Annotated in this window: 20 protein-coding genes and 1 pseudogene; 11 read left to right on the forward strand and 10 right to left on the reverse strand. The window is 45.9% G+C overall.

Features of this window, described 5'->3' with window-relative positions:
* The first annotated feature begins 4 nt into the window (after positions 1–4).
* The 8 genes from BN8899_RS00555 to BN8899_RS00590 all read left to right on the forward strand — a co-directional run bounded on the left by BN8899_RS00555 (position 5) and on the right by BN8899_RS00590 (position 5,532).
* The gene (locus BN8899_RS00555) at positions 5–997 is read left to right on the forward strand and encodes a dynamin family protein (RefSeq protein ID WP_065217877.1); all 993 of its coding nucleotides are present in this window, start codon (positions 5–7) and stop codon (positions 995–997) included.
* 12 nt (positions 998–1,009) lie between these two features.
* Positions 1,010–1,519 (forward strand): hypothetical protein, encoded by a 510-nt coding sequence (locus BN8899_RS00560; RefSeq protein ID WP_148375198.1) that lies wholly within the window; start codon positions 1,010–1,012, stop codon positions 1,517–1,519.
* Positions 1,520–1,645: 126 nt separating this feature from the next.
* Entirely contained in the window at positions 1,646–2,530 is an 885-nt protein-coding gene (locus BN8899_RS00565; protein WP_065217878.1) for a M48 family metallopeptidase, read from the forward strand.
* Positions 2,531–2,572: 42 nt separating this feature from the next.
* On the forward strand, positions 2,573–2,935 hold the full coding sequence (locus tag BN8899_RS00570) for a YkvA family protein (protein ID WP_018338679.1): 363 nt from the start codon (positions 2,573–2,575) through the stop codon (positions 2,933–2,935).
* Positions 2,936–2,949: 14 nt separating this feature from the next.
* Complete coding sequence (locus BN8899_RS00575) at positions 2,950–3,459, forward strand: hypothetical protein (RefSeq protein ID WP_065217879.1); 510 nt, start codon at positions 2,950–2,952, stop codon at positions 3,457–3,459.
* A 16-nt stretch (positions 3,460–3,475) separates the two neighbouring features.
* Complete coding sequence (locus BN8899_RS00580; protein ID WP_148375200.1) at positions 3,476–4,093, forward strand: hypothetical protein; 618 nt, start codon at positions 3,476–3,478, stop codon at positions 4,091–4,093.
* Positions 4,094–4,115: 22 nt separating this feature from the next.
* Entirely contained in the window at positions 4,116–5,177 is a 1,062-nt protein-coding gene (locus tag BN8899_RS00585; RefSeq protein ID WP_065217881.1) for a WG repeat-containing protein, read from the forward strand.
* 7 nt (positions 5,178–5,184) lie between these two features.
* A complete protein-coding gene (locus BN8899_RS00590) occupies positions 5,185–5,532 on the forward strand; it encodes a hypothetical protein (protein ID WP_065217882.1) in 348 nt (115 codons plus the stop codon).
* Here BN8899_RS00590 and BN8899_RS00595 read toward each other — a convergent pair.
* The 6 genes and pseudogenes from BN8899_RS00595 to BN8899_RS21010 all read right to left on the reverse strand — a co-directional run.
* Positions 5,504–5,764, reverse strand: a pseudogene (locus tag BN8899_RS00595) (MmcQ/YjbR family DNA-binding protein); the annotation flags it as partial. The gene BN8899_RS00590 and the pseudogene BN8899_RS00595 sit on opposite strands and share 29 nt — an antisense overlap.
* A gap of 188 nt (positions 5,765–5,952) precedes the next feature.
* Positions 5,953–7,434, reverse strand: coding sequence for a glycoside hydrolase family 10-like protein (locus tag BN8899_RS00600; RefSeq protein ID WP_065217884.1), 1,482 nt, complete (start codon positions 7,432–7,434; stop codon positions 5,953–5,955).
* Between the two features lie 143 nt (positions 7,435–7,577).
* Positions 7,578–9,431 (reverse strand): tetratricopeptide repeat protein, encoded by a 1,854-nt coding sequence (locus BN8899_RS00605; RefSeq protein WP_065217885.1) that lies wholly within the window; start codon positions 9,429–9,431, stop codon positions 7,578–7,580.
* Positions 9,412–9,969: a redoxin domain-containing protein gene (locus BN8899_RS00610; RefSeq protein WP_222860550.1), complete on the reverse strand. Its 558-nt coding sequence runs from the start codon at positions 9,967–9,969 to the stop codon at positions 9,412–9,414. The genes BN8899_RS00605 and BN8899_RS00610 overlap by 20 nt, the downstream gene beginning before the upstream one ends.
* 7 nt (positions 9,970–9,976) lie before the next feature.
* The gene (locus BN8899_RS00615; RefSeq protein WP_065217887.1) at positions 9,977–11,035 is read right to left on the reverse strand and encodes a BF3164 family lipoprotein; all 1,059 of its coding nucleotides are present in this window, start codon (positions 11,033–11,035) and stop codon (positions 9,977–9,979) included.
* Positions 11,036–11,046: 11 nt separating this feature from the next.
* On the reverse strand, positions 11,047–11,283 hold the full coding sequence (locus BN8899_RS21010) for an NVEALA domain-containing protein (protein ID WP_018338689.1): 237 nt from the start codon (positions 11,281–11,283) through the stop codon (positions 11,047–11,049).
* 167 nt (positions 11,284–11,450) lie between these two features.
* Here BN8899_RS21010 and BN8899_RS00625 point away from each other — a divergent pair, with 167 nt between their 5' ends.
* Both BN8899_RS00625 and BN8899_RS00630 read left to right on the forward strand, forming a co-directional pair.
* Positions 11,451–12,824 carry a sensor histidine kinase gene (locus tag BN8899_RS00625; RefSeq protein WP_187376699.1) on the forward strand — a complete coding sequence of 458 codons (1,374 nt, stop codon included), beginning with the start codon at positions 11,451–11,453 and terminating at the stop codon, positions 12,822–12,824.
* Positions 12,825–12,841: 17 nt separating this feature from the next.
* Entirely contained in the window at positions 12,842–13,528 is a 687-nt protein-coding gene (locus BN8899_RS00630) for a response regulator transcription factor (RefSeq protein WP_065217889.1), read from the forward strand.
* A gap of 4 nt (positions 13,529–13,532) precedes the next feature.
* On the opposite strand, the gene BN8899_RS00635 is transcribed toward BN8899_RS00630, so the two are convergent.
* On the reverse strand, positions 13,533–14,510 hold the full coding sequence (locus BN8899_RS00635) for an N-acetylmuramoyl-L-alanine amidase family protein (RefSeq protein WP_065217890.1): 978 nt from the start codon (positions 14,508–14,510) through the stop codon (positions 13,533–13,535).
* A gap of 217 nt (positions 14,511–14,727) precedes the next feature.
* Here BN8899_RS00635 and BN8899_RS00640 point away from each other — a divergent pair, with 217 nt between their 5' ends.
* Positions 14,728–15,600, forward strand: coding sequence for a NigD1/NigD2 family lipoprotein (locus BN8899_RS00640; RefSeq protein ID WP_065217891.1), 873 nt, complete (start codon positions 14,728–14,730; stop codon positions 15,598–15,600).
* A 151-nt stretch (positions 15,601–15,751) separates the two neighbouring features.
* Here BN8899_RS00640 and BN8899_RS00645 read toward each other — a convergent pair whose 3' ends face one another.
* The 3 genes from BN8899_RS00645 to BN8899_RS00655 all read right to left on the reverse strand — a co-directional run bounded on the left by BN8899_RS00645 (position 15,752) and on the right by BN8899_RS00655 (position 24,197).
* The gene (locus BN8899_RS00645) at positions 15,752–18,058 is read right to left on the reverse strand and encodes a TonB-dependent receptor (RefSeq protein WP_065217892.1); all 2,307 of its coding nucleotides are present in this window, start codon (positions 18,056–18,058) and stop codon (positions 15,752–15,754) included.
* Positions 18,059–18,205: 147 nt separating this feature from the next.
* A complete protein-coding gene (locus BN8899_RS00650) occupies positions 18,206–18,568 on the reverse strand; it encodes a hypothetical protein (RefSeq protein WP_065217893.1) in 363 nt (120 codons plus the stop codon).
* Between the two features lie 157 nt (positions 18,569–18,725).
* Positions 18,726–24,197, reverse strand: a complete 5,472-nt coding sequence (locus tag BN8899_RS00655; protein WP_231932223.1) for an alpha-2-macroglobulin family protein — start codon at positions 24,195–24,197, stop codon at positions 18,726–18,728.
* Positions 24,198–24,271: the final 74 nt, after the last annotated feature.

Raw genomic sequence — 24,271 nt, forward strand, 5'->3', positions numbered from 1 at the left:
TGCCATGGCAACTCTTGATATAGAAGAAATAACCGAGATTCAGAAGCACCTGCTACTTTGTAAATCTTTATCTTTCCGCCGTAAGTTGGCCCTTGATTTAGGACTGTACAAGGTGGTAGTGGCAGGGACTTCGAATTCCGGGAAAAGTACGCTTGTCAATGCTCTCTCGGGTCGGGAATTACTCCCGGAATCCATGTCTACGAGCACGAAAATCACGACTTATATCGGGCGTTCGTGTCTCGGGGCCAGCTATGATGTTATCGTTATGGGAGGTCAGGACAGGACACGGCAACACATGGAATATGACGCTTTTCTTCGCGAGTATGTTTATGGTTTGAAAGAAATTTATCAGGGGGAGCAAAGTGCCGAGAATTTAATGTCGGGATTCGTCAATTGTTCCCATGATTTGGCGGATCACGGGGTGTGCCTGATTGACACGATCGGTATCGGGATTAATGACTACGACGTGAAACGCACGGCTGAGATTATGCGGGAGGCTGATGTTGTCGTGTTCCTTTATGACGGTTCCAAGCATGGAAATCTCACCAGTGACGAGATCGATTTTCTCAAAGCAACGTTGTTCAAAGACAAGAAACGGCCGTTGTTGCCTTACGAGCGAGTAATTTTCGCCCCTAACAAGATGGATTGTGTCGCCTCGACGGCTCAGATCAAACAGATATTAAGTTATGATCTTGGTAATTTCGTCCCGTCGGGTTCCGGGGAATGGCAGCAACTCGTGAAGAATATTTTCCCGATTTCAGCCCGCTATCACCGTTTGGCTCAAGTGGGAATCGCGAATTACTCGGCCGTGAAGGATTCAATGACCAGAGCCGAATTGATGAACAATGATTTTGAAATTATACAAAACGCCAGTTTTCGAAGCGGTGATTATAAAAATTACCTGAAAGAACGGTCGGGAGTGAACCTTTTAGTTGATCGTATCGTTGATATATTAGGAGATATCGACATAGACGATATTATAGATAAATATATTTAAATGCAACTTGTTATGGAAGCGTATTTAGTAGATCAGTTCAAGACTCTATGGGACGAGGTAAAGGTCATGGTGGATTTCGAGACCAAACGGTTGGTAGGGATGCACGATCAGAATATCGTGAAAAAACTCAACGGGTATTACGTTTATGAAATTCTTCGCGGCTTGTGGTTCTCCGAATCATTTCCCAACAAGTATAATGCCTGGTATGCCGCTCTCGCCGAGGCTGACCATCTCCGTGCGGAGAAAGTTGAAAAGATTTTGATGAAAAATAATGCTCTTCTGGATGATAATGATGAAGATCGGCTTGTGCGTAACGTGATCACGGGAGGATTGACGGGAACCGGATTGTTCGCCGCTCTTGCCAAGAAGCCCAAATTGGCATTGTTTATGCTTGGAGCAGCTTTGATTACCTTCTTTTTCACGGGCAATGAAAACAAGATTATCGCCGAAGCCCAGTCGCTCGTATCCAAACGATTATCCGAGATTGAAAACGAGATTCTCTCTATTCTCGTGGAACCGTAAATCCTACGTTATAGACCGATAGAAAGCAAGTGCGACAAAAAAATGTCGCACTTGCTTTTTTATTTCAGAGATTTTCTTCGAGGATGTCTCTATTGTATTTAGAAAGCGAATAATAATACAAATAACATGAACGATTTTGTAAATACATTTGTACATCCGGAAGATGCCGCTGCCCTTAAATTGATGAAATCAATTCCCGGCTTTGATCTGGTGGTGAAGAAGGTTCTCGACCTGAGCTACGAAACTCTCTTGTACGGGATCAACATGGCCTCGAAAATCAGGCTCTCGGAAAAGCAAATGCCCAAGTTATATTATCGCCTTGTCATCATATGCAAACGACTGGGCATTGATGTTCCCGAGTTCTACCTCGAAATGAATCCCTGTCCCAACGCCTACACATTCGGAGATACCCGGATATTTCTGGTTATCACCTCCGGCTTGCTTCAATACCTCAAAGAAGATGAGGTCGATTCCGTGTTAGCCCACGAATGCGGACACATTCTATGCCGTCACGTGCTATATACCACGATGGCCAACCTGCTGAAAACAGGCGGGGATGCCTTGGGACTTCTCGGACCTTTCCTAGTCCCGCTTCAATACGCCATGCTATACTGGTCACGCAAGAGCGAGCTATCGGCAGACCGTGTGGGAGCGATTATCAGCGGCAAGGATACGATCGTGAAAACTCAATTGCGACTGGCCGGCGGACCGGAAGAGGTTACCGGCGAGGTTAACGTGGAAGAGTGGGCGAAACAGGCCGACAGTTACGAGGAAATCCGGGACGGGAAGACATGGGACAAATTCCTCCAGATCGTGGCAACCGCAAATCTTGATCACCCGTTCGCCGCCGTCCGGGTGAGAGAAATCATGAAATGGTGTGACACTCCCGATTTTCAGGATGCCCGAAAATATATTCATGAACATTACGCGATCAAAAATCGCTGTCCCCGTTGCGGGGCCAAAGTCGAGGAAAACTGGACCCATTGTATCTATTGTAACACGAAACTTTAAACGCTCTTGTTTCATAAGTTCTAATCCAATAAATCATTTATCATGAAAAAAGAAAAGACAATCAAGCATTCCTCCCTCCGGGAGAAACTGTTAGAATATTCGAGAAAAGTGGGAAGGGCAAGCGCTCGCCCGGTACTACTCATGTACCAAGTCATGAAAAGTCCGAAAACCCCGAAGGGCGACAAACTTCTGATCTTTGCCGCGCTCTCCTACCTGTTACTACCCATGGACATTATCCCGGTAAAACGGTTGCCCCTTCTCGGCTGGTTCGACGAGATATTCTCGCTAACCGTAGTTTACCAAAAAGTCTGCAAGTATATCACCCCGGAAATAGAATACAAGGTTAATTGTACCCTGGACAAGTGGTTCCCGGAATACTCCAAATACGAGGTATTAACCCAATAACAAAGAACACCCGCATGAACAGAGAATTACGATATGCTTTACAGGGGACAGCCCGACACACTATCTTCGAGGGTGAAACATGGGTCTGTGATCTATTGGCCGACCTCACGGAAGAAAACGCGCGACACCAGATCTCCCAAAGATTTGACGACCGTTTTTCATACACCTGGTTCGGGATTTTGTTCCAGCGAGGCCGAGCAAGCTGGGCCGAGAAATACGGGCTATTGTCGTTATTCAACAAGGGAAGTCACTTCATGTACATGCCGATTCACAAGAAACAATTCCGAGATCCCATCTGGGATAACTATCTGCCGGAACGTCTGAAAATGCTAAAGAAAGGGCATGTTCTGGCAGAACTCTCCTGGATTTCGGAAGACGAGATCGAACTCAACAAATGCATCCGAAAATATACCGATTGCGACAACGAGGAGTACGATGAACTGGAAATCCGGATGAAAGGATTTTATAACAGGAACGGTCATTTGAAAGCCCCGTTTACTATTGAAAAAGTTGAAATATATTAAATTAAAATACAAGACCATGAAATATTACGAAGTATGGGGACAGGACACATTTGCCGGAGAAGACTACTTTTGCGGGCGGTATCTTACCCGTCAGGAAGCTGTTGAAGCACTCCTGCAAAAAGAGAAAGAAGTCGAGAAAACACAAGACGAAGAAATACGAGATACATATTCCATTACTGTCATTACCGAAAACGAAATCGAAGAACGGGAAAAAGAACAAAACCGGATTAATATCGAGAAAGCAGCCGAAGCGTCCTTCAACGTAAAACACTTGACCCTCCACATTCGCGAACTTTTAAGGCTATTCAAGAATGCATGGGAAAAAACCGATCCAATAGATTTATTAAGAAAAAACGAAGAAGAAAACAAGTTAATCCAAGAAGTAACATGCAATAATGAAGAAGATTGTTTCTCTCAAATAGGATTCAGCACATTTCACAGCAACGGGTGGCTCATCGTCAGCATTAATGTCACGGTACGAAGCGGAAAATATTTCCACGGAGGCCGCATCACGTCCAACCACGTGTTTATAAACTCCCGACGGGCTATGTTGGAATGGGCCGATACGAAGGAAGCCCTGGACGATTGCACGAACAAGATAAAAGAATTAATAAAAACTTTTTACAAAGACTAGTCTGAATAAAAAAAAGAAAGCTATGAAAAGATTGAAAAACATGACCATATTCTGGAAAATCATTGCCGGGAGCCTAACCGCTTGTATTTTGATTTTCACGCTGGCATTCTGCTATTTTTTCTACGAGAAAGAAATAAAAGATGACTTGTTTTATACATCCGAGTATTATGATACACAAATATCAAGGCATATATGGTACCACAAAAGCAGTTATGACGGCAAGGGATATATTTTCAACTGTGAAACCGGGAAGAAAACATTGAAAGATGTTAGCTGGATTACCCTCTCGGAAGAAGGAGATCCTCTTGCTGTCTTCTCCACGGGAGAGAAAAGAGGATATTTCAATATCCACACCGGGAAAGTATCCTTACCCGCCCAGTATTCCAAAGCCTGGATATTCTCGGAAGGTGTTGCAGCCGTGTCAACGAATGACAGCCTATTTTTTATAGACCACACGGGAGAGAAAATATTCGAGCATGGTTTCATCCTCCCGCAAGAAACAAGGGATTACTGTTTCCACAACGGTTATTGTCTGTTGGCAAACGAGAAAGGACAAATGGGATTGATTGACAAAAGCGGTAATTGGGCTCTTGCTCCAGAATACGATAACCTGATACGTGAAGGACGCAATTACTGGTCCGCTTGCAAGGATGGACGTTGGGGTGTTTATTCTGATTCTCTGGTAGAGATTCTCGCTTGTGAATATGAAATGGTTACCGTGTCGGAAGACCGTGGGATTTACATCTCCCAAAGCGATCACATCCAAAAACGTTGCGACTACGACGGAACGATCCTCGACGATTTTATTTGCGGAAGTATCTATCAACTCAGTTACGACACGGGAATATATAACGAAAACGGAGAGACCATGATGGCCACGGCTCAATGCTGGATGTATGCGGTGGAAACCGGATATTACGGGTTAATAAGTCCCGAGGGTAAACTTATCACCCCTCCTCGTTATAAAAACATCGAGGCTCTTGGCAACGATATTTATCTCTGTTCATACGATTATAACGGAATATTCAGCCTTCTCCTTGACAGCAAGGGAAATATTATTCATCCACAATCGAGCAACCATTAACCGGAACATGATGAAATTCAAAATTCATAAAGCGACAATCTACCAAGATGCTTTCGACAAAGAAATCGGGACCAGTATCACCGCATATATCGAAAATGGGATTCTCTCGATCATTCAAGTCGATTGGGGCGGCATTACCCACGAATACTCTCGCGACGGCGAGATCGAAAGCTTTCTGATCTTCGATCTACCGAACATGAAGAAATTTGCCGGTACCTTACATGCCAAAGGAGATGAAATGCTTGCAAAGAAAATCGCAGAACATTTCGGACGACACAAGAGTTTTGCCAAGTACGAGATCCAAAAATACTGTGACAAACGGGAGATCATGTATAAAACTCACGTGTATTACTAGCGGATAATTTCTCCCGTTCTTTCTTGGTAAGGCCGTTGACTACAATATCGTAAGATTTTTTCACAAGTTCCCGGATCTTGTTATCCGGGACATCCTGGTTGAAATGGACGCTAATCCAATATTTCTTGTTCATGTGCCAGCCGGGGGGTATCCCGACGTACCGGGCCCGTAATTCTACCGATTCGTCGGGATCACACTTGATACAACAAAAATCGAACACCTCGATATTCATTTTATCTGACTTTTTCCGATTCCGGTTTTACCCGCACCCAAATATAAAGAATTCTAAAGAGTATGATTGTGTACAAAATAAAGAGAATGAGTTATATGTTCAAAGTCCGTCTTGTATTTATGAATTACTAAAAAAAGAATATCTCATGGCTATCTTGTAACGTATTTCAATAAAAACTTGTCCTGTGTTTACTTTATTTTAATCTTTTTCCCTTTCGACTCGTTGTGGAAGCGGTCGATGGCGGTAATCACGTAACGGTATTTTGTTCGGGAGACGGGGAGATAACATTCCGTGTAACGCGTGATGGCGGCGATTTTGGTAGGATCGTTGAGGTTGATCTTTTCTTTCGGGGCAAAGCGGTAGATCACGAAATATTGGGGATTGCGCGGATCTTCGCGGTCGCCGATAGAGAACCATTTCACGGTGTAGCCTTTGTCCGTGCGTTCGGTTCGGGGTTTGGCGATTTTCTTGGGGTGTCCGTTGTGCATATGCGTGTATGCGGGAATCAATGCCGGGTAGCGGTGGTAATGTTCCCGGAGGCTGTCGGCGACGCCCTTGTTATTCCACAATATCTCGTTGGCAGGCCAAAAGCAATTGCCTTTCACGTGGCGTAGGGAACGGGCGGTTTCCATTTTGGTCGTCAGGTCGCCGGCTTTCATCGTTCGAGCCACGTCTTGCCCGAGGTAAAGGTGGATGTCGTGAGCGTTTTTGTTCCACCATTGGGCAAGGGTGATATAGTCTGCTGCCGGGTGTCCGATTTCCCAGTATACCTGGGGGATGTTGTAATCGATCCATTTCTTTTTAACCCACAGCGTCACGTCTGCGTACAGGTTGTCGTAGTTCTGCAACCCGTTGGTATTGCTGCCGCTACCGTCCGGGGTGCTTTGTTTGTTGCGGTATATCCCGAAGGGGCTGATACCGAAACGTACCCAAGGCTTGGTTTGCACGATTGTTCGTTTCAGATCCCGGATGAGTTGGTTCACGTTCTCTCGGCGCCAGTCATCCCGCTCGTCGGGTGAATATCCTTTCGCCTGCCCGTAAGTATGGAAACTATTGTCGTCGGGGAAAGGCATCCCGTTCATGGGATACGGGTAAAAGTAGTCGTCCATGTGAATGGCGTCCACGTCATAGCGGCTTACGATGTCTTCCACTACCCGACAGATGTATTCCCGGCAGGCGGGGATGCCCGGGTCAAAAAGCAATTGCTTGTTATAGGTGACGAACCACTCTGGATGCTCATGATAGACGTGGGAATCCGACAAGGTGGCGGTTCCCGAGGTACACGCCCGGAAGGGGTTCAACCAGGCGTGAAATTCCATGTTCCGGCGGTGGCATTCTCGGATGAGGAAAGCCATCGGGTCAAAGAACGGCTCCGGGGCAACTCCTTGTTTGCCGGTGCAGAAACGGCTCCACGGTTCGATCTCCGAGTGATACCATGCGTCGGCTTCCGGTCGTACCTGGAAGACGATAGCGTTTATCCCGCATTCCTGCAAATAATTCAATTTGCGGATAAAGTCAGCTTTCATCTCGTCCGGTGACATCTTGGCGTATTCGCTCTGGAACACGGTTTGTATCCATGCCCCGCGAAATTCGTGTTTCGGGTATTCCTGTGCCGAGAGGTGTGCCGTGCCGAGAAGTGCTAGAAAAATGAACGATAGAATATATTTCATGTTTTGGGTCTTTGATTTTGATTGTCGCGAATATACGGATTTATAGGTATAAAAGAAAAGGGAGACTTAGAATGTCTCCCCAAAGTGATGGATTTAGATGTACTATGGTGTGAATGGACCAGGACGGTCCTAGGTGGGCTTTTTTAATGGATACTTCTGATGAGTGACTCCATTTGCTTTTTCATTTCCTGTGTTTCTTTTGATTCTTTTTTCGTTTTTTGCGTGATTACTTGTTGGGCGCATTGCAGGGTTTCGTCGTGCAGTCCCATTTCGTGGTAAAGGTTTGCCAGCAAATAATTGGAGTACACGAGGCTGGGGGTCATGTAATGAGCCCTTCGGAAATTCTGTTCGGCAAGCTTGTACTCACCCATGGCCTGATAATTTTTCCCGATAATATTGTATATCATCGGGTCGGATACAGATTGTGACACTTCTTGGAGAACAGTGATACTATCTTCATATCGACCTATTTGGGAGAGTGCTTGCCCGTATTCAAACAAGAAATTAGGATGTTTCAATGTTTTCGTCAACGGGGTATATATATTGACCGCCACCGCGTATATTTTCATGTCGTAATAGCGTTTGCCGTTAGCCCACGAGCGATAGGTTTTGTATTCTTCCAATCGGGGGTACGTGCACATGATGGCAATTCCTGCCAGCACGAGGTAGATCAGGTTGAAACTTAGTTTGGTTTTTTCGTTGCGGACAGCCCGGGGAGTGCATAAGACTAGTAAAAGTGTCAGAACGATAGCCAATGGTAACGATTTGAGAGGGGATGATAAGATCCCTGCCAACGAGAACGTGACCAAAGCCCCGAGGATAGCCAGTTTCTCCGGATGTCCTTTTAAATCCCGGAAGCCTTTCACGAGAATGGTACCGATAAGCCCAAGGATGAGCAGGAGCCCGAGGAACCCGGTTGCGGCAGTAATCCGGATAATATCACTGATAGGGTGTTTGGGCGTGTTTGCTAACGAGAGTTCCCGCTCGTCGTGATCGCCGTGTGCAAAATAGTCGGATTGGGCGTCACCGAATGCTTTTTGGAAGTTTCCGATGCCAATGCCGAATAACGGGTTTTCGGACAGCACGTTCATGGATATTTTCCACGACAGCAATTGTTCGTCCACGGCGTCTTTCCGGAGTTTATAATAGCCTCCCAATGAGCAACAAGCGATCAGAAAAACGATTAATGGGAAAATGATTCTTTGTTTTCGAGTTTGCAGGTAACGACTTTTGATTCTCGTGTAAATATTCAATTTGAAGTACAGGATAAGCCCGCACCCGCAAGCGGCAGTGAACCAGGCAATCCATTTCCCGGTGAAGGGGAGAATGGTGGCAATCCCGATAAGCCCGAGAGCGGATAGCAAAAATAACATGATCTCGTCGATGGTTTCAGACCTGCTTTGCTCGGAATAGGAGGGTGTCGCAAGTTTTTGGATTAATCCCTGGTAAAGCGTGATTGTCCAGTAGAGGGCAATGGGGGCGACTGTTGCCAAGAATAGGGCATAAGCGTATGCGCTGTTGAACGATCCCCGGAGTCGGAAATCCGTTTGCAATTCCGGGATATAGACGTACAATTGACAATAGCCCCAAATGACTTCTAGCAGGGCGAAGCCGACCAGTATGAAGTGAAATCTATTGATAGCCTTTATGTTGTGATGGAAATAGATGTCGAAGAAAAAAAAGGAAATGACTACTAGCAGAAATATTTCCGCGTTCATCATTTCCCATCTGGAGTTGCGGGATATGCCAATAATCACTACAGTCAGTATCCCTAGTATGATAGTTTTGATCTCATCGACACGTGTTGTCGACGTCTTATAAAAAGCCAAAATGATAGACAGAACGCCTGTCACGCACATGAAAATATAGAACCAGAAACGTTTGGCAACAGCAATCCCGTTCATGCTCTCGGCATCGATCACCACGATCGTGGCAAGGAGCAGGAGAAGTCCTATGAAGGACACGGAATTTACTATGTTACTGATCCATTTTGTCATGTGTCGTTTTTTCAATTTGTTGTTTGTATAGTTTCCACAACGAGTTGTTTCTCGCCGGATTACCAATTAACACGACCTTTTGCTCCCGATCGAGGAGGAATGCTTGCAATTCGGGGCAGTCCGGCAGGTTCGGGTTTGCCTTCCATAGGGCATTGTCCGTGTCGTAGAATATCAAGTGGTCGAACTTGTTCTTCACGGCAAATGCCGATACCGCCTCATAGTTTTTAGCGTGGACGACAAAGATGAAGTTGACTTTATCTTGTTGCCCGGCTATATCTTTTACGCGTAGGTGCCAATCATGCAATTTCATGTTGCACTCCGTACACCCGGTTGAATCAAAAAAAGCAAGAACGCAATATTCTTTATCCAGTAGTTCCGTGATCGTGACGGTGGTATCTCTCCCGAGGATTTTTGCCTCCGGCGAGTCGGGGAACGTGACCGTTTTCCCGTACCACTCTTCGATTGCTTTTCGGGCTTTGTAATCCTTGGAATGACATCCCCCGAGGAGGATGAACATCCCAAGGCACAAAACTCTCACACGGAAATTAATCCAATGCATATTTAATCAACACTGAATTCGGATGGTTTGTCAAGCCATAAATGGCATTTTCTTTTTTACAAAAGGAGATAGAGGTGAACGGATTGCCTAACAAGTAGGTGTGAACGTGATTGCCCTCCCAGTCGAACACAACAATCCGCTCACCGTAACCTATCTGATCTTTGTATTTGCTGTAGCTTCTTCCTGAATACAAAGCGTATATGTATTCGTCGGAAACTTCAACATCCAAGAATCCTAAAAGGTTGTCTGTGGAATACGCGACGGGCTTTCTCCTGGTACTCTTGACCGTGGCTTTTGGAGAATAGAGATTTTGCTCGGTGATGCGAGTGATGGTGTTGCAAGGTATGAGAGAGCAAACATCTATTACACCGCTCTGCATATTCGCACAGACAAATTTCGTTCCATCTGGTTTTATCTTTATTATATTACTTGCAAATAAAATGCTTTGTTCCGTGGTTTTATTGTCGCGGAAAGACGGAATCTTCGGGTAATCGAGGAAGAATTCTTCTTTGCCGTTTTCCAATAGTCCGTAACGTTTGTCGAACATTCCCGTGGACACGATTGTGTTGCCCGATTTAGCCGCACACAAGTGCCTTTTGTCTGTGGGGACGGGCGTAAAGGTCGGACCAAATCCGGCTTGTCCCAATTGTTTCAAGTCAAACTCTACCATCCGGTTGTTTCCGAAATCATAAGCAGACAGGATATCCTTTTCGTCAAGATGCATGGTCAGGATATATAGACCATTGTTTTCTCCTAATCCCGTCGGGAGATACTTCCCGATCTGAGTTCCATCCTTTTTGTAGAAAGAAATTTTGTTTAAACCATCCCGGTCAAGTACGATAAGTAAGGAATCTTTTTTGATTACTTTGGTCGGGTTGTAAATTCCGATTTCCTTCAAATTGATTTTTGTATCCAATTTGTTTAATGAAACGGCACGACTCATGCTAAACAATGGATTTTGCTCTTTCGGTTTTGTATTACGAACTTCATCAGAACAACTGTAACCGAATGCGATAACGAGTAATATGGATAGTATCTTTTTCATAGTCATATTTTTTATATATCAAGGGCTAGTCCCGGGCAAAATATAGGGTTACCTTGGGTGTCGTAATATATACAAAGAGTGCCGATTACGTAACACTGATCCGGACCACCCGGTTCATTTTCTCCTAACGCTTCGATATTTTTTAATTTTATATCTATATTCGTGTCATCTTTCCTAAGGGTAACATTAACTAATGTTAGCCCAAGGGTGATAGTTATGAACAGAATACTAAAAATTATTTTCTTCATAATTGTTATGAGTTTTGATGTGCTACAAAAATATAATGAAAAGTTGAGACAAATTGTACCACAATTGTACCGATTTGTCTTAAATTTTTCTTAAAATTGCAGTACGAGGGAATGGGGTAAAATGATGAAATTATTATATATTTATGTGTGATTTTTAATTGATGTTTATGAGTATAAGAATCCATGTAGCCTCCGCTATTTCTATGTTTGCGATAGCCTGTCTGTTGACATTTCAGGCGTTTTGGTTGTATCGTACAGTCAAATATAAAGAGGCTGAATTCATAACTAATGTTAATGAAATTTTGGCAATGGCAGTGGAGACAGGTTTCGAGGAATATTTGGTCGGAAATCAAACTTTACGACAAAATTATCCTCGGGTGAGTTTTAATATAGACCAGGAATTGGTCACGTTTGTAAATAGAGGTGACACAACTGCTTTAGACTTTAATAAAGGTGGAGGTTATTCGGGGCTATTTAGAAAAATCTGCTATGATGTGATTAATCGACAATCGGCAGAAAATATGCTTGCGCTAGATAGTATTTGTCAAACCTATTTTAAACGTAATGGCATTACAGATAATTTTATCCTCGAATTAATTGATATAGAAAGTGGTCAGATTATAGCGACCACGGAAAATGGTTCTTCTCGTGTTGATAAGCGTATTATTTCCAATGTGATAGAACTTGGTCTGAAAAGTCATCACGGATTGATGGCTTATTTTGATATGCCTTATAAGATGTTCTTTTTCCAGATGGCAGGTGCAATTGCAAGCTCGTTTCTTATGTTGATATTTATAGTTGTTTGTTTCATATACCAATGGAAAACAATATCCTTCCAATTTGATGTGGCGAAGATCAGGGAAGAGTTTATGACGAGTATGGTGCATGAGTTGAAGTTGCCTTTGGCGATTATTCAAAAGGGTTTTCTTGATTTGAAGTTGGAAAATGTTGAGGGATTGAAGAAAGAGCAGCTGGAACAATTGAATGCCGTTTCGTTCCGGGTGCAGAGATTGGCTAATTTTGTGCATAAATTATTAAATGTTTGGAAGCAGGGGTTCAAAATAACGTGGAAAAAGCTAAATTTGCGTGCTACAATTGATGAACTTGTCCAACAGTTTGATTCCGTCTTCGACGAGAAAAAGGTTTCGATCAAGGTTGATTATCAATTGGGAGTTGACGTTGTTGAAGCCGATACGCTCCATTTTCCCAACGCAATCAGTAATTTGATCGAGAATGCGATCAAGTATTCTGGAGATACGCCGGAAATTGAAGTTTTGTGCAGGAGAGAGGGGAAAATGCTACTCGTGGCGGTGAAAGACCACGGGATTGGTATCCCGGAAAAACTTAGAGAGAAGATATTCGATCGTTATTTCCGGATTTCAAAAGGTCGTTCCGCTGACGTGCACGGTTTCGGTATCGGGTTAAGTTACGTGAAACAGGTAATAGAAGGACATAATGGCGTGATTCGGGTAGAGGACACGGAAGGAGGCGGAACCACGTTTATCGTGATGATTCCTTTAATAGTAGATGAAAACGATTAATATTTGACAAAACGGGAATGGCTAAGATTTTGTATGCTGAAGACGAGGCAGAATGGTGGGTAGGTTGTATTGATTTCTTGAAAAAGAAAGGTTACACGGTTTATCATGCCGAGGATGGCGAGCAGGCTCTGAAAATGTACAAGCAGGTGAAGCCGGATTTGGTGTTGCTTGATATGATGATGCCGAAGATGACCGGCTTGGAAGTGGCACAAGCTATCCGAAAGGACGACCTTTTGATTCCGATCCTATTTTTGAGTACACTCGGCGAAACGATGAACGTGGTAATCGGGTTGAAGACTGGTGCGAACGATTATATCCGGAAAGAAGTTAGCAACGAGGAATTGGCTGCCCGCATCGAAGTGGGATTGAGGTTAGTCGGTTTTCGAGAACGCAGCGAAAAAGTCATTGAAATAAACGATAAGGATTATCTTGATTTAGTAAATCGTGAACTTGTCGTGAACAACCAAGTGATTCCGCTTACCCCGTTAGAAATTAAGATTATGATCGAATTGTGCATGAACAAAAATTGCTATATACCAAAGAAAGCACTGGTGGAAGCGGTGTGGGGCAACAAGTTCAAGGAAACAGTCCGTTATCTGGACAGGCATCTGGTGAATTTGAGAAAAGCGATCCCGAAAGGTTGCTCTATCTCTATTGCCTCCTCGTGGGGTACGGGAGTTGGATTGATGGTGAAGGAGAAATAAAGGTTTACTTCCGTTTGGAATGATATTGAAAGTCTTGTATCAAGCCCTCGCTAATCCAATTTGCCAAGGCTTGGCGGTTGTCGTTGAGAAGAAAACGTTGTTGATCCCGGCTGTTTTGGATGTTTCCCAGTTCAAGGAAAACGGCGACGGGCAGGGTTTGTTTGATGACGTATAGGTCACGGGTATTTACGGTGCCGGAGAATCCCCTGTTGGGTTGGTGTTTATCGTATTTTTTGTTGAATACTTCTTGTAGCGTGTTGGCTAGGTGTTGCCCCTTGGCGCTTCCCTCGTAATGGTAGAAAAAGACGTCGATCTGTTTGCTCTCGCTTCGGCTGTCCAGGTGGATAAAGATTGCCCGGCGGTAGGCTTCTTTGTCTTTGCGGAAGAGGGTGTTGATCTTATCGCAGCGTTGTTTGAGGCGTTGTACCTGATTCAAGGGAATCGGGTCGTCCATACAGGTTTCCCGATCACTGGTGGCAAGGAATTTATCGTCCCGGATGCCATCCACGGCGTCTTGAATGATGATGTGTACTTTGGCGCCCTTCGATAGGAGAACACGAGCCAGTCGAAGCGTGATGTCATAGGCATACTCGTCCTCGTGTAACTGGTGTCCCCGTAATACCCCGATGGCGCCGGGATCGGGTCCGCCATGACCGGAAACCAGATAAAAACAGGCTCCGTTGAGTTCGTCGGATTCTATTGTGTATTTTTCTAGCGGGCTACCGAACAAAGGTTCGACTCCCTCCCGGTTCATCGGGGGAAGGGTGTATTTTACTCCCAGGCGAAGCCCGTTATTTTTATCTAATTTGCTTTTGTTCAGTTCTAGAAATTGTGCGTGATGCTCCGGTTTCGTACGATCGAAACGTTTCAGGAATTGAAGCACGCCTTCCCCTTTTCTCGGGGTGGCGGTTTCTTGTGCGAAACCGGGAGTGGCGAAAAGGATAAATACAATGCCCGTGTATATAATAAGTATATATTTCATGGTTGATTTCTGCCTGAGTTTAAAATGTCATTGCAAATATAGTTTTTTTCGTTAGTACCCGAAAGATATTGTTACAAAGAAGGATATAACAGGTAAAATAGCGGTGGGAAAATAATAAATTTAGACAAACGAAAATTAAAAAATACAATAATTCAACCACTTGACGCAACGAAAGGGAAATAATGGCATCTTATAAGTAAACGTTAAAAAAACAGCTATGAAAAGTAAGACATGGAAAATTGCATTAATGTTGTCGTTATTTGTTGCCGTGTTTGCGGCGTGTGACGACGATGACGAGTATTATTACGTGAGCGGTGGAAGCTCGTGGATCAGTTACGGGAATCTCGAGAAGATAGATAACGGCACATGTTCTAAATTCGCGATCCGTCGGGATGACGGTAGTCGCCTGATCGTATCCGAGGGAGCGGCGATTAATTCTTCCGATGCAGAGGAAGGTTTGCGGGTATTCGCCAATTACTCTATCCTGGGAAGCGAGAGAGATGAAACCGGATTGGAGGGGAATATGAATTATTATATCCGTTTGTACCGTGCAACCGAGGTGTTGACGAAAGATCCCGTGAAGCTTTCTTTTATCAAAGAAAACGAGGAAGTACGTCAAGACAGTATCGGTAATGACCCGATCAACGTGTCGGAAGCATGGTTCGGTGGGAAATACCTGAACGTGGAATTTAGAATTCCCGTGAAGTCCGGTTCTTCGACCAAGCATTTTATTAACCTGGTAGAGGACGACGTGGAGGTTCACCATGACACCGTGTACGTTACCTTGCGTCACAATGCTTACGGGGAAGCTCCTAAAGAAGGCGACCGGGGTACGGGTTCTCACGTGTGGAGCCGTGGCAGAGTGTCGTTTGACTTGACTTCTATTGTCCCCGAGGGACAGAAATCCGTACCGGTGAAACTAATCTGGACGGAATACAAGAAAGATTCATCCGAAACCGTTACCCGTGAAGATAGCGGAACCTTCACTTTGTCCGAAACCAACGAGCCGGAAGTAACCAACGGTTTGAATCAAAACAATAACGAGCGGAAATTGGTTACCAGCGAGGATGTTGTAGGGGAGATTAACTAAGATATTAAATTCAAGTAATAAAACTACTCTGATAAAAATATTTTCTACCAAATGGTATTATACCTTTGGGTGAAGAATTGAAATGAGAATCCCGTGGAGCTTTAGATTTGGGCTCCACGGGATATTAAGGAAGGTAATCTTGATCTGTTTTTTAGAATATACCAAATTTAATTCCGGCGAAATAGGTTCTCGGGAGACCGGGACCGTAGATGTAACCGGAATCCCGGAATTCACCCTTGTCGAAATCGTTCTGGTAGCTGTCGAACACGTTTTGCACGCCACCATTGACTTGTATCGTGTAGCCGCTGCCGATCTTGATGTCATAAGCCAGTTTCAGGGTTCCGTCAAAGAAAGAGGATGTTTTCTTCAATACGTCTTTCTCGATATATCCGGCGAAATGCCCCACGTACATGGAACCCGTGTAGGTTCCCGATAGGGCGGCAGAGAAATTCTTGAAGGGGAGCAAGCTCAACGTGATGTAGCCGTATTCGTCCGGGGAACGTAGTAATTTACGGCAGGGTGCCACCTCCGGGTCATTGCTCCAAGCCACGGGATCGGCGTATTTGCTGCTTTGCAGGGTGGCGCCGAATTGGATCTGTGCGGATTTGTGCGGGGCGATTCTTCCCTCGATGTTGATGCCTTTTACTTTGGCATCCGAACCGTTCCGGCGTTCCAGTATTTTGTTTTCCTCATCTTCGGTTTCAATTTCTTCCAGTACAAAAGGATTTCTTAATCGGGTGTAGAATCCCTCCACGAGCAAATTGATCTGCACGGGACCCAGCGTGGTGTAATAATCGACGGAAGCACTGTAACTGCGGGACTTTTCTGTTTTCAGGTCTTCGGCAACTTGGATCAGGGTAACTTCTCCACCGACGGCTGCGACGTGTAAGTCCTCGTCGTAAGTCTGGGGAGCCCGGAATCCTTCCGAGTAGCTGGCCCGGAAACTAAGGTCTGTGACCGGGTTGTAGCGGATGTTTACGCGGGGGCTGAATATCGGGGCGTCCACGTTGCTGTTCTTGTCAAGTCGTCCGCCTAACAAGAAACTGAAACGGGCTGTTTTCCATTCATTTTGCAGGTAAGCGCTGTAAACGTTTACTTCCTGGTTGATCTCCCGGTTGTAACCGAGCATCTTGTCATGTAACTTATTGTGCGAAAATTCAATCCCCATGGTTAGCACGGAAGGCATGAATAGCAAATTGTCGAAATCATAAGCGTATTGCGCTCCGCCCACGACGGTGAAGTCCTTGGTTCGCCCGTAAGCGTTCGGGTCTTGTCCGGCGCCGTAATAAGATTTCCGCTCAATGTTTTGCAAGGAGGTGTACGCGTTGAAACGATGCTTGTAGTCTTTGGACGATAGCGTGTAATTTAGTCCTCCCCCGTGGATATTATGGTCGGCTTGTTCCGCCACGTCTGCCTCATGAGGGGGAAGGTCTAAATTGTTTCCTCCCCGGCGGAATTCCTTGATGTGGTGGTATTCCATCGAGAGCTTGCTGAAATGCGTGGGTTTGTAGTAAGTGCGAAACCCTAGCGTGGTGCTGTTGATTTCTCCCAATTCGGAGTATCCGTCGCTGTCATGGTCGTAAGGTTGACGGTCACGTACCATGCCGAAAAGATGAATCCCGGCGTTGCGTTGCTCGCTGACGATAGCCCCGTTGAATGAGGTCACGTTGTCGAAACTATCGCCGTTAATGGCAGAGATGGTGTGTCCTATCTGAAAATAATTGTATAACGGTTCTTTGGTGATGATGTTGATCGTTCCGGCGATTGCGTTTGCCCCGAATAACGCGGAACCGCCCCCTCGAAGGATTTCTACCCGTTCGATCATGTTTGCCGGGATTTGTTCCAGACCGTAAACTCCGGCGAGGGAGCTGCACATGGGGCGGCTGTCAATCAATATTTGCGAGTACGGACCGTCCAATCCGTTAATGCGTACTTGTTGAAATCCACAGTTCTGGCAATTGTTCTCTACCCGTAAGCCCGGTTGGAAATTCAAACCTTGCGATAGGCATACCGAATTTGTGTTCTCGAATATTTTGGGTGACAGGACATTTACCACCACGGGTGCTTCCCGGCGATCCGTTTCATTTCGGTTGGCGGTAATCACGGCTCCTTCAAGCATGACAACGTCTTCCTCTAGTTCGAAGTTAACCTCTAGTGTTTTGCCTTTTACAATATTGATTTCTTTCTCGATGCTTTTGTAGCCTACACCCTGCACCCGTAGTGTGTATTTTCCGAGAGGAAGGTTTTTCAGGAAGTAGTGTCCGCTTTCGTCGGTGGCGGTACCGATGTTTGTTCCTTTTAGCAATATCGTGAGAAAGGGGAGGTGTTCTCCGGTTTCTTTAAGGATAACATGCCCATTGATGTTCGCATCGGTCGTTTTTTTGATTTTTTCTTCTTCCTCGGCGCGACAATAAAGAACGGGAAGGAGAAGTATAATAAGTGTAAGTAAGTTTTTCATAATCCATATTTTTTACGGGTGTACCTATGTTATATGGGTACAACCTCGAGTGCTGTTTCAAAATGAAATAACATATATACCCGTGATAGATTTTTTGTTTTATTTCACGGGATACTGACCGAAGGAATACTTCGGTAGAAAAATAATTTACACGGCGAAGGGTGGAGCCCGGAGGAGGCTTAGCGTGAATGTTTGTTTATCAGGTTCTTTTGCCTGGTTGAAAATATAGTGATGTACTTTGTGAATAAGATGAGGGGTCACAATAGCGAGAGCTACGCTAATCAGCGTGATGAAGTTGCTCAAGTGAGCTATTAAAGTAAGCTCTTTAGCCGTGTGGGTATGATCGGCACCCCCGTCCGAATTGAAATTACCGCAGAAAAAGTGCGAGTGCACGATGGTAACTCCGTTGACCACGTGGTAGTGCGAGAAAAACGTGATACTCCCGTAGTAGCTCAGGAAAAGAACTAACAGGAACAGGTGTATAAGTTTATTTACATTTTTTCTGTGCATACCTTGTGTACATTGCAAGACAAATGTAGAGCATTTCTAAATAATAATAAGGAATTTGTTTCTTAAAAATATATTAAATAAATGGAGGGGAAAAGGAAATCCGTAAAGTTCCGGGATGTTCCCGAACTTTACGGATTGTATTGAAAGGGAGATAAATCTATTCTCCCCGGGAGATCGTGATCTTGTTACCCGGTAGGGTGGCGGTGATTGAGTTATCATACATCGCCGCACAAGTGACAGCCGGAAGTAAATAAGTGCCTGGATAGGCAGCGTTGAAACGCAACCTAAAAGTCTTCGAGTTCCCTTGTTGGAGCGAGAAGTAGAGGTGCACCCGGTCGTCGCGGATGTCCACGTTATCGGCTCCCTTGAACGGGTTCTCGTTCGTGGTAAGGCGTTCATTTAGGAATTCAAAGCCGGAGGGGAACATGAACGTCAAAGCCAGTTCCTCGTAAAGTCCAATGTTCCCGGTATTTTGAATCGTGATTTCAGCCACGATATCCTCTCCTTGGCGGTAGTTGGTTTGGTTGTTGAGAACTCCGTCACGGTAGTAATTGACGGTCATTTTCAAACCGGACATTTCGCTCTCCGTGATGATTCCCAGCGGGGTCGAACTGTTGATCGTGCGCACGTGAAGGGTGCCGGAAGTGTTATTCTTTACGGTTACCTCCGAACGGTTGTCTTTTACAGCAAGTTCTTTCTGCAACACAGTCTTCGTGGTTTTGAAGTTTTCTTTGCCGATTTGTACGTCAATGCCGTTGCCATCCTTGAAGTAGCGACCCACGTAATTGCCGATAGCGCAAAGCCCGAAGGCGCTTTCCTGGGTACTTAGCCACTCGTTGGACGCGAATTTGCGAGCTATCTTTTGCAATAACTTGTAGGCTTCATCCTTCTTGTCCATATCTATCATACTTTGCATGATGATGGCGTTGTCCCGTAAGTCTGAACCGTAGCATCTGCCCAATTGGCGGTAAAGTTTGGCTTCCGCCGGAAGGTTGGCAACGAGGCTGTTGGCTATCTTGTCATGTTTGCCGAGGGCGTAAGCACCTGCCAATTGCCAACGGGCGACCGGGTTGTTGTAGGTGTCCTCCTTCATCCGGTTCATGGCTGCCATATTGGGCTTGCCTGCCAGCGCCAACACGTAGAGGCGGTATGATTGTTCCAATTCGGAGTAATAATCTCCCCGACGCCAGGAATTGGCTTGTTTTGACAGGTAATCAAGAGCCGACGTCTTCATGGAAGCCGGAATCCGATAGCCCAGTTTCTCGGCTTGCGTCAGGAAGTCCGTGATGTAGGTCGAAACCCAGTCGGACACGTAGTTTGAGTTAGTCCAATAACTGAATCCTCCGTTGCTTAGCTGGTAATTCCGCAAGCGGTTGATAACGTCCTTCACGTGCAATTCCGCCGTGACTTTTTGAGCCTCGTTGAGATCCATCAGTCGGTCGAGCATCAATTGTGGGAAGACGGCAGAGGTGATCTGTTCGCCGCATCCGTGAGGATAGCGGATCAGGTATTGAAGGCGTTCTTCCAGATTTAATGGCGGGATGGACGTGATCTCCAGGAAGGAGGTCGGTTCCAGCCCGTCCAGGGTATTGTTGAAGGTGATTGATTCGCCGCTTGCCATCTCTCGGGCATCTACACGGGTAACTCTGGGGTTGGGTACCCGGATGTCCACGTCGCAACTGAAATGCGCTTTCTCCGATCCGCTTTGAGCGGTGAAGGTAAGCGTGGATTTGCCGATAACTTCTTTGATCTTCGCTTTCAGGAATACGATTTGTTCGCCTGTCCCGGAGAATTTAATCTCTTGGCTTGCCGGGGCAATGACTTCTATTTTGTTGTCTGTTTTGAGGTTCACGGTAACGTCCTTGATGTTGTCCTTCATGGCGAACACGGTGACGGGGATCTCAATGATGTCCCCGGGCGTGAACAAACGAGGCATCGTGACGTTGAGCATCAACGGTTTGTTGACTTTCGTGTTACGGGATGCCGAACCGTAGCGACCGTTGTCCTCGGCTACGACCATCGTGCGTACTTCACCGATGTACTCGGGCATATTGAAATGATGAGTTTTCTTTTCTCCTTTCTTGAGGGTAAACGGACCTTTGAAGATCACGACAGGGGTGAATCGGTCACTCTTGCGGGTGTCTTCCGGGTCTAGGGATTCGTCACCTCCCACGGCAAAGGCTTTTTCCAGGCGTCCGCCGAAGGCTCCGACTACGTCGTCATAGAAGTCCCAAGTCTTCACGCCGAGAGCTTCCCGGGCATAGAAAGCGGGGAAAGGATTCGGGGTCTTGAAAGAGGTAATGGCAAGCAATCCCTCATCAACGATAGCGATGGAGTAAGTCATCGGTTTACCCTCGCTTTCGCTCACGGTGACCGAGAAGTCTTGTGACGGACGGAGTTCTTCCGCCATATCGATTTTGGGCGTGAGGCGTAGATTTGGGTCGTCGATGTCTATATTCAATATTCCGTAAAGGCGTATCGGTTTATCGTTATTCCGGTTTTTATGAGGTTGGATGAGCGATACGTTGACATAGATGTTGGGGCACATTTCGCTCGTGGCGGGAATCTCGAAAGAGGTCGACCCGGCAGTTGTCGGCACCCGGAAAATATCTCTCACGGTCTTGCCGTTCTCGATGCTCACGAGAGCCACGCTACCTTCCGATGAAGGGAAGGTGATTTTGATTTTTTCTCCGGCACGGTAAGATTTCTTGTCGCTGGTCAGCGTGAGCAAGTTTGCCATTCCCGGAATATTCATGTCGTTAGCCCAAGAACTGATGTAGAACGTGGAACCGCTGGAATGTCCGGATGCTTTGTCCCGGGCGATCGCGTAATAGCGTCCCCATTGGTCGCAAGTCACGTTGACGTTGAATTTACCGTCCTGGCTCTTTACCGTTTTGTTGAATACCGGACGACGGTAAGAGCGATTCACGTATGAACCGATGTAGTCTTCCTCCGAATCCCACCACCAGCGCCATTCCAGCGTGTAGACCTCTACTTCAATTTCACTGTTGCTGACGGGTTTACCTTCCGGGGTAAGTACGGCTCCGCTGATAGCGATCGGTTTGCCTGCCTTGTACCAGTTGTCGTCTGATTCCGGTAGTTTTATCCCGACATATTCCTTGTAAGGGGAGTATTTGAACCCGGAAGTGACAATGCTGAAGTCGCCGCCCGGCTCGAATACCCGCATCGTGAGCAGGGCGTTGAGCATACCGGGGGCATTCTCCGATTTGATATTGTCTGCCGACAGGGTGAAGTTCCCGTTCGCGTCGGTCGTGCCGTCAAAGAACGTTTCGGTGGTTGTGTTGAAATAGCGGGAGCGGTCGTCGAAGTTATACCCGTTGTACCCGGGGAACGTCGTGTTGCCCTTGGATAGCCGCAGTTCGGTGATGACTTTCAGGTTACTGGTCTTTGCGCCATGCATCCATCTGGTTTGCACGGGTATAGAGTTGTTTGTCACGCCTATCCCGAGTATGTTATTCGGAAGGTCGGTGATGATATTCAAGCGATTGGGTTTAATACTCTCGATACGGACGGTTTTTCTGAAAGAAACACCCCCGATGCGTACTACTGCTTGCCAGTACCCGGTGACGGCTTGCTCGTCGGTGCTGAACGTGAAACAATATAACCCGTGTTCGTTGCGTCCCGTTTTGCGGGTCTGTGTCACGTTGCCGTTCGGGTCGTAGAGTTCGGCGATGATCGGGTGACCCACGGGGATCACGTTTTCCTTGTCTTCCAGCATGAAAGAGAGGTGAATGTCATTTCCCGGACGCCATACGCCTCGTTCACCGTATATGAAACCTTTAATACCTTGTTGCACGACTTCGCCGCTGACGTCAAAATTACTCAACGAGAGAGATTGCGCATCATTTACTTTGAGGTAAGCCTTGTCGCTGCCTTTGGCTGCCACGATGACAAAAGGTTTGCCGGGTACCCGCAACGTGGCGATACCTGCCGAGTTCGTAACCGTGGAGTCTATCTTCTGGTTTTGGAAATTATAGAAGAATATTCTGCAACTTTCCACGGGAGCCGCCGTGAGCAGGTCGTTGACGACAACCACGTACTTCCCGTCGGTTCCGGCTTTTGCCGTGATACCCAGGGAGGTCACGATTAAATTCTTTTTCGGGAAGCGGTCTGACACGTAATAATAGGAATTAGAGTTAGGATCGTCCCGTTCTTCCCACGAATAGTCGGAAGGGTAACTGTAATAATAGTCGTCATCGTCGTAATATTCGTCTCCGGAAGAAGCGTTATCCCAGTCTTCTTCGGTAATGCCATCTTGTGCTTCCTTCGCGCAATCGAGCGAGGTATAAGATTTTTGGAACCGGAGTTGTACCCGGTAAATCACTCCTTTTTCTAGTTGGATATGGTCTGCCAGGTTGATGGTGTAATCCTGCCATTTATTAAAGTCTTGGGGTTGTCCTTCTTTCACGAGGGAAATTTTCTTGTCGAGAATGACACGCCCAACCCGGCGTAACTGGTAGTCGCTACTATAATTATAGTTCCCTTCCTGAAGGTAAAAATTCATGTTTTGGTTGAATACTTTTACTACCCGCAACTGTACGGCTTTCAGGGCAACTGCCGAGAAGGGGATAAGCACGTTGCCTTCTGCCGGGGTAAATGTTCCCTCGCCGATAAATGCCACTTCAGGTTTGGCAGATTGGAAACTCACTGTGAAGGTTGCATCTGATTGGAGTTTCTCGCCTGTGGTATTTTTAATCCCTTTGAAGAGGTTTACTTGAACCACGCCTTGCATTTTATCCCGGTCGTTTGAATATGCCCGGATAATATTGCCTTGCACGTTAAAATTCAAGTTGCTGACGCCGTCCACGGTGATTAATCCCTGGAGATCCTGGCTGATGTCCACGTTGTCCGACATCGTGATGTCTATGGTGCGGGAGTTTTCGCTGCTTGCTTTCACTTCCAGCACGGAGAATACTTTGCTGCCCGGAATTTCTACGATCAAGTCATTCCCGTTCTTCACCTTTTTGTCAAAAGAGAGTTCGAGAGCCTGGCTGTCGTTTGCCCGGGTGATATTGGCTATCTTGAAATAATGGATGTACGGGGTATGTTCCCATTCCAGCGTCGGGGTTTGCCCGTTGAGCTTGGCTTTCACGAGTAGTTCTACTTCGTTTGGGGTAACCGCGTCCGAATTGGAGATGGAGGCCCGGTACGAGAATTTGTCATTGTCAGAGGGATCGACGCTAAGGCTGCCTTCCTGAAAAACGTAAGTCAGGGGCAATACTTTCACGTCAAAACGGAACGTCGAGAGATCCGAGGGCACGTTGCACAGTTTGTCCAGCTCGAGCGTGACTTCATAAGTCTGTCCGTTTTTCATGCGTTGTGTCGGGGAAAATTCTATCGTGTTGCCGTCCCGAAAAGAAACCGTCCCCTCGATTTTCGGACTGATCTTTAGTAACTTCCCGGGTTGTGCCAGAGCATCGTTGTCTGTTTTCAAGGCTTTTCCTTCCAACCGGATATAAATGGGATCGGTGGATTTTATCATTCCCTGCGTGAAACCTGAAATGTATTTATTGTACTCTAGTTTGCTTTGCTCTTTGGGTTTATCCTTACACGAGAATAAACCAATCATTAGAAACAGGATGGAAATGAGGGAAATACCTTTTTTCATATTCGCCAATATTTGTATTGTGTGTATTATATCATCGTGTTTACAAAATTAGATAAAAAAACGGTATAGTTCGT

Source organism: Butyricimonas sp. Marseille-P2440, from assembly GCF_900091675.1.
Taxonomy (GTDB): Bacteria; Bacteroidota; Bacteroidia; order Bacteroidales; family Marinifilaceae; genus Butyricimonas; species Butyricimonas synergistica.

Coding starts and splice junctions, on each gene's coding strand:
- BN8899_RS00615 (WP_065217887.1), bottom strand. CDS start 11,035: ATGAAAAAGATACTATCCATATTACTCGTTATCGCATTCGGTTACAGT.
- BN8899_RS00570 (WP_018338679.1), top strand. CDS start 2,573: ATGAAAAAAGAAAAGACAATCAAGCATTCCTCCCTCCGGGAGAAACTG.
- BN8899_RS00655 (WP_231932223.1), bottom strand. CDS start 24,197: ATGAAAAAAGGTATTTCCCTCATTTCCATCCTGTTTCTAATGATTGGT.
- BN8899_RS00640 (WP_065217891.1), top strand. CDS start 14,728: ATGAAAAGTAAGACATGGAAAATTGCATTAATGTTGTCGTTATTTGTT.
- BN8899_RS00600 (WP_065217884.1), bottom strand. CDS start 7,434: ATGAAATATATTCTATCGTTCATTTTTCTAGCACTTCTCGGCACGGCA.
- BN8899_RS00605 (WP_065217885.1), bottom strand. CDS start 9,431: ATGACAAAATGGATCAGTAACATAGTAAATTCCGTGTCCTTCATAGGA.
- BN8899_RS00645 (WP_065217892.1), bottom strand. CDS start 18,058: ATGAAAAACTTACTTACACTTATTATACTTCTCCTTCCCGTTCTTTAT.
- BN8899_RS00580 (WP_148375200.1), top strand. CDS start 3,476: ATGAAATATTACGAAGTATGGGGACAGGACACATTTGCCGGAGAAGAC.
- BN8899_RS00630 (WP_065217889.1), top strand. CDS start 12,842: ATGGCTAAGATTTTGTATGCTGAAGACGAGGCAGAATGGTGGGTAGGT.
- BN8899_RS00650 (WP_065217893.1), bottom strand. CDS start 18,568: ATGCACAGAAAAAATGTAAATAAACTTATACACCTGTTCCTGTTAGTT.
- BN8899_RS00585 (WP_065217881.1), top strand. CDS start 4,116: ATGAAAAGATTGAAAAACATGACCATATTCTGGAAAATCATTGCCGGG.
- BN8899_RS00555 (WP_065217877.1), top strand. CDS start 5: ATGGCAACTCTTGATATAGAAGAAATAACCGAGATTCAGAAGCACCTG.
- BN8899_RS21010 (WP_018338689.1), bottom strand. CDS start 11,283: ATGAAGAAAATAATTTTTAGTATTCTGTTCATAACTATCACCCTTGGG.
- BN8899_RS00560 (WP_148375198.1), top strand. CDS start 1,010: ATGGAAGCGTATTTAGTAGATCAGTTCAAGACTCTATGGGACGAGGTA.
- BN8899_RS00635 (WP_065217890.1), bottom strand. CDS start 14,510: ATGAAATATATACTTATTATATACACGGGCATTGTATTTATCCTTTTC.
- BN8899_RS00575 (WP_065217879.1), top strand. CDS start 2,950: ATGAACAGAGAATTACGATATGCTTTACAGGGGACAGCCCGACACACT.
- BN8899_RS00565 (WP_065217878.1), top strand. CDS start 1,646: ATGAACGATTTTGTAAATACATTTGTACATCCGGAAGATGCCGCTGCC.
- BN8899_RS00625 (WP_187376699.1), top strand. CDS start 11,451: ATGAGTATAAGAATCCATGTAGCCTCCGCTATTTCTATGTTTGCGATA.
- BN8899_RS00590 (WP_065217882.1), top strand. CDS start 5,185: ATGATGAAATTCAAAATTCATAAAGCGACAATCTACCAAGATGCTTTC.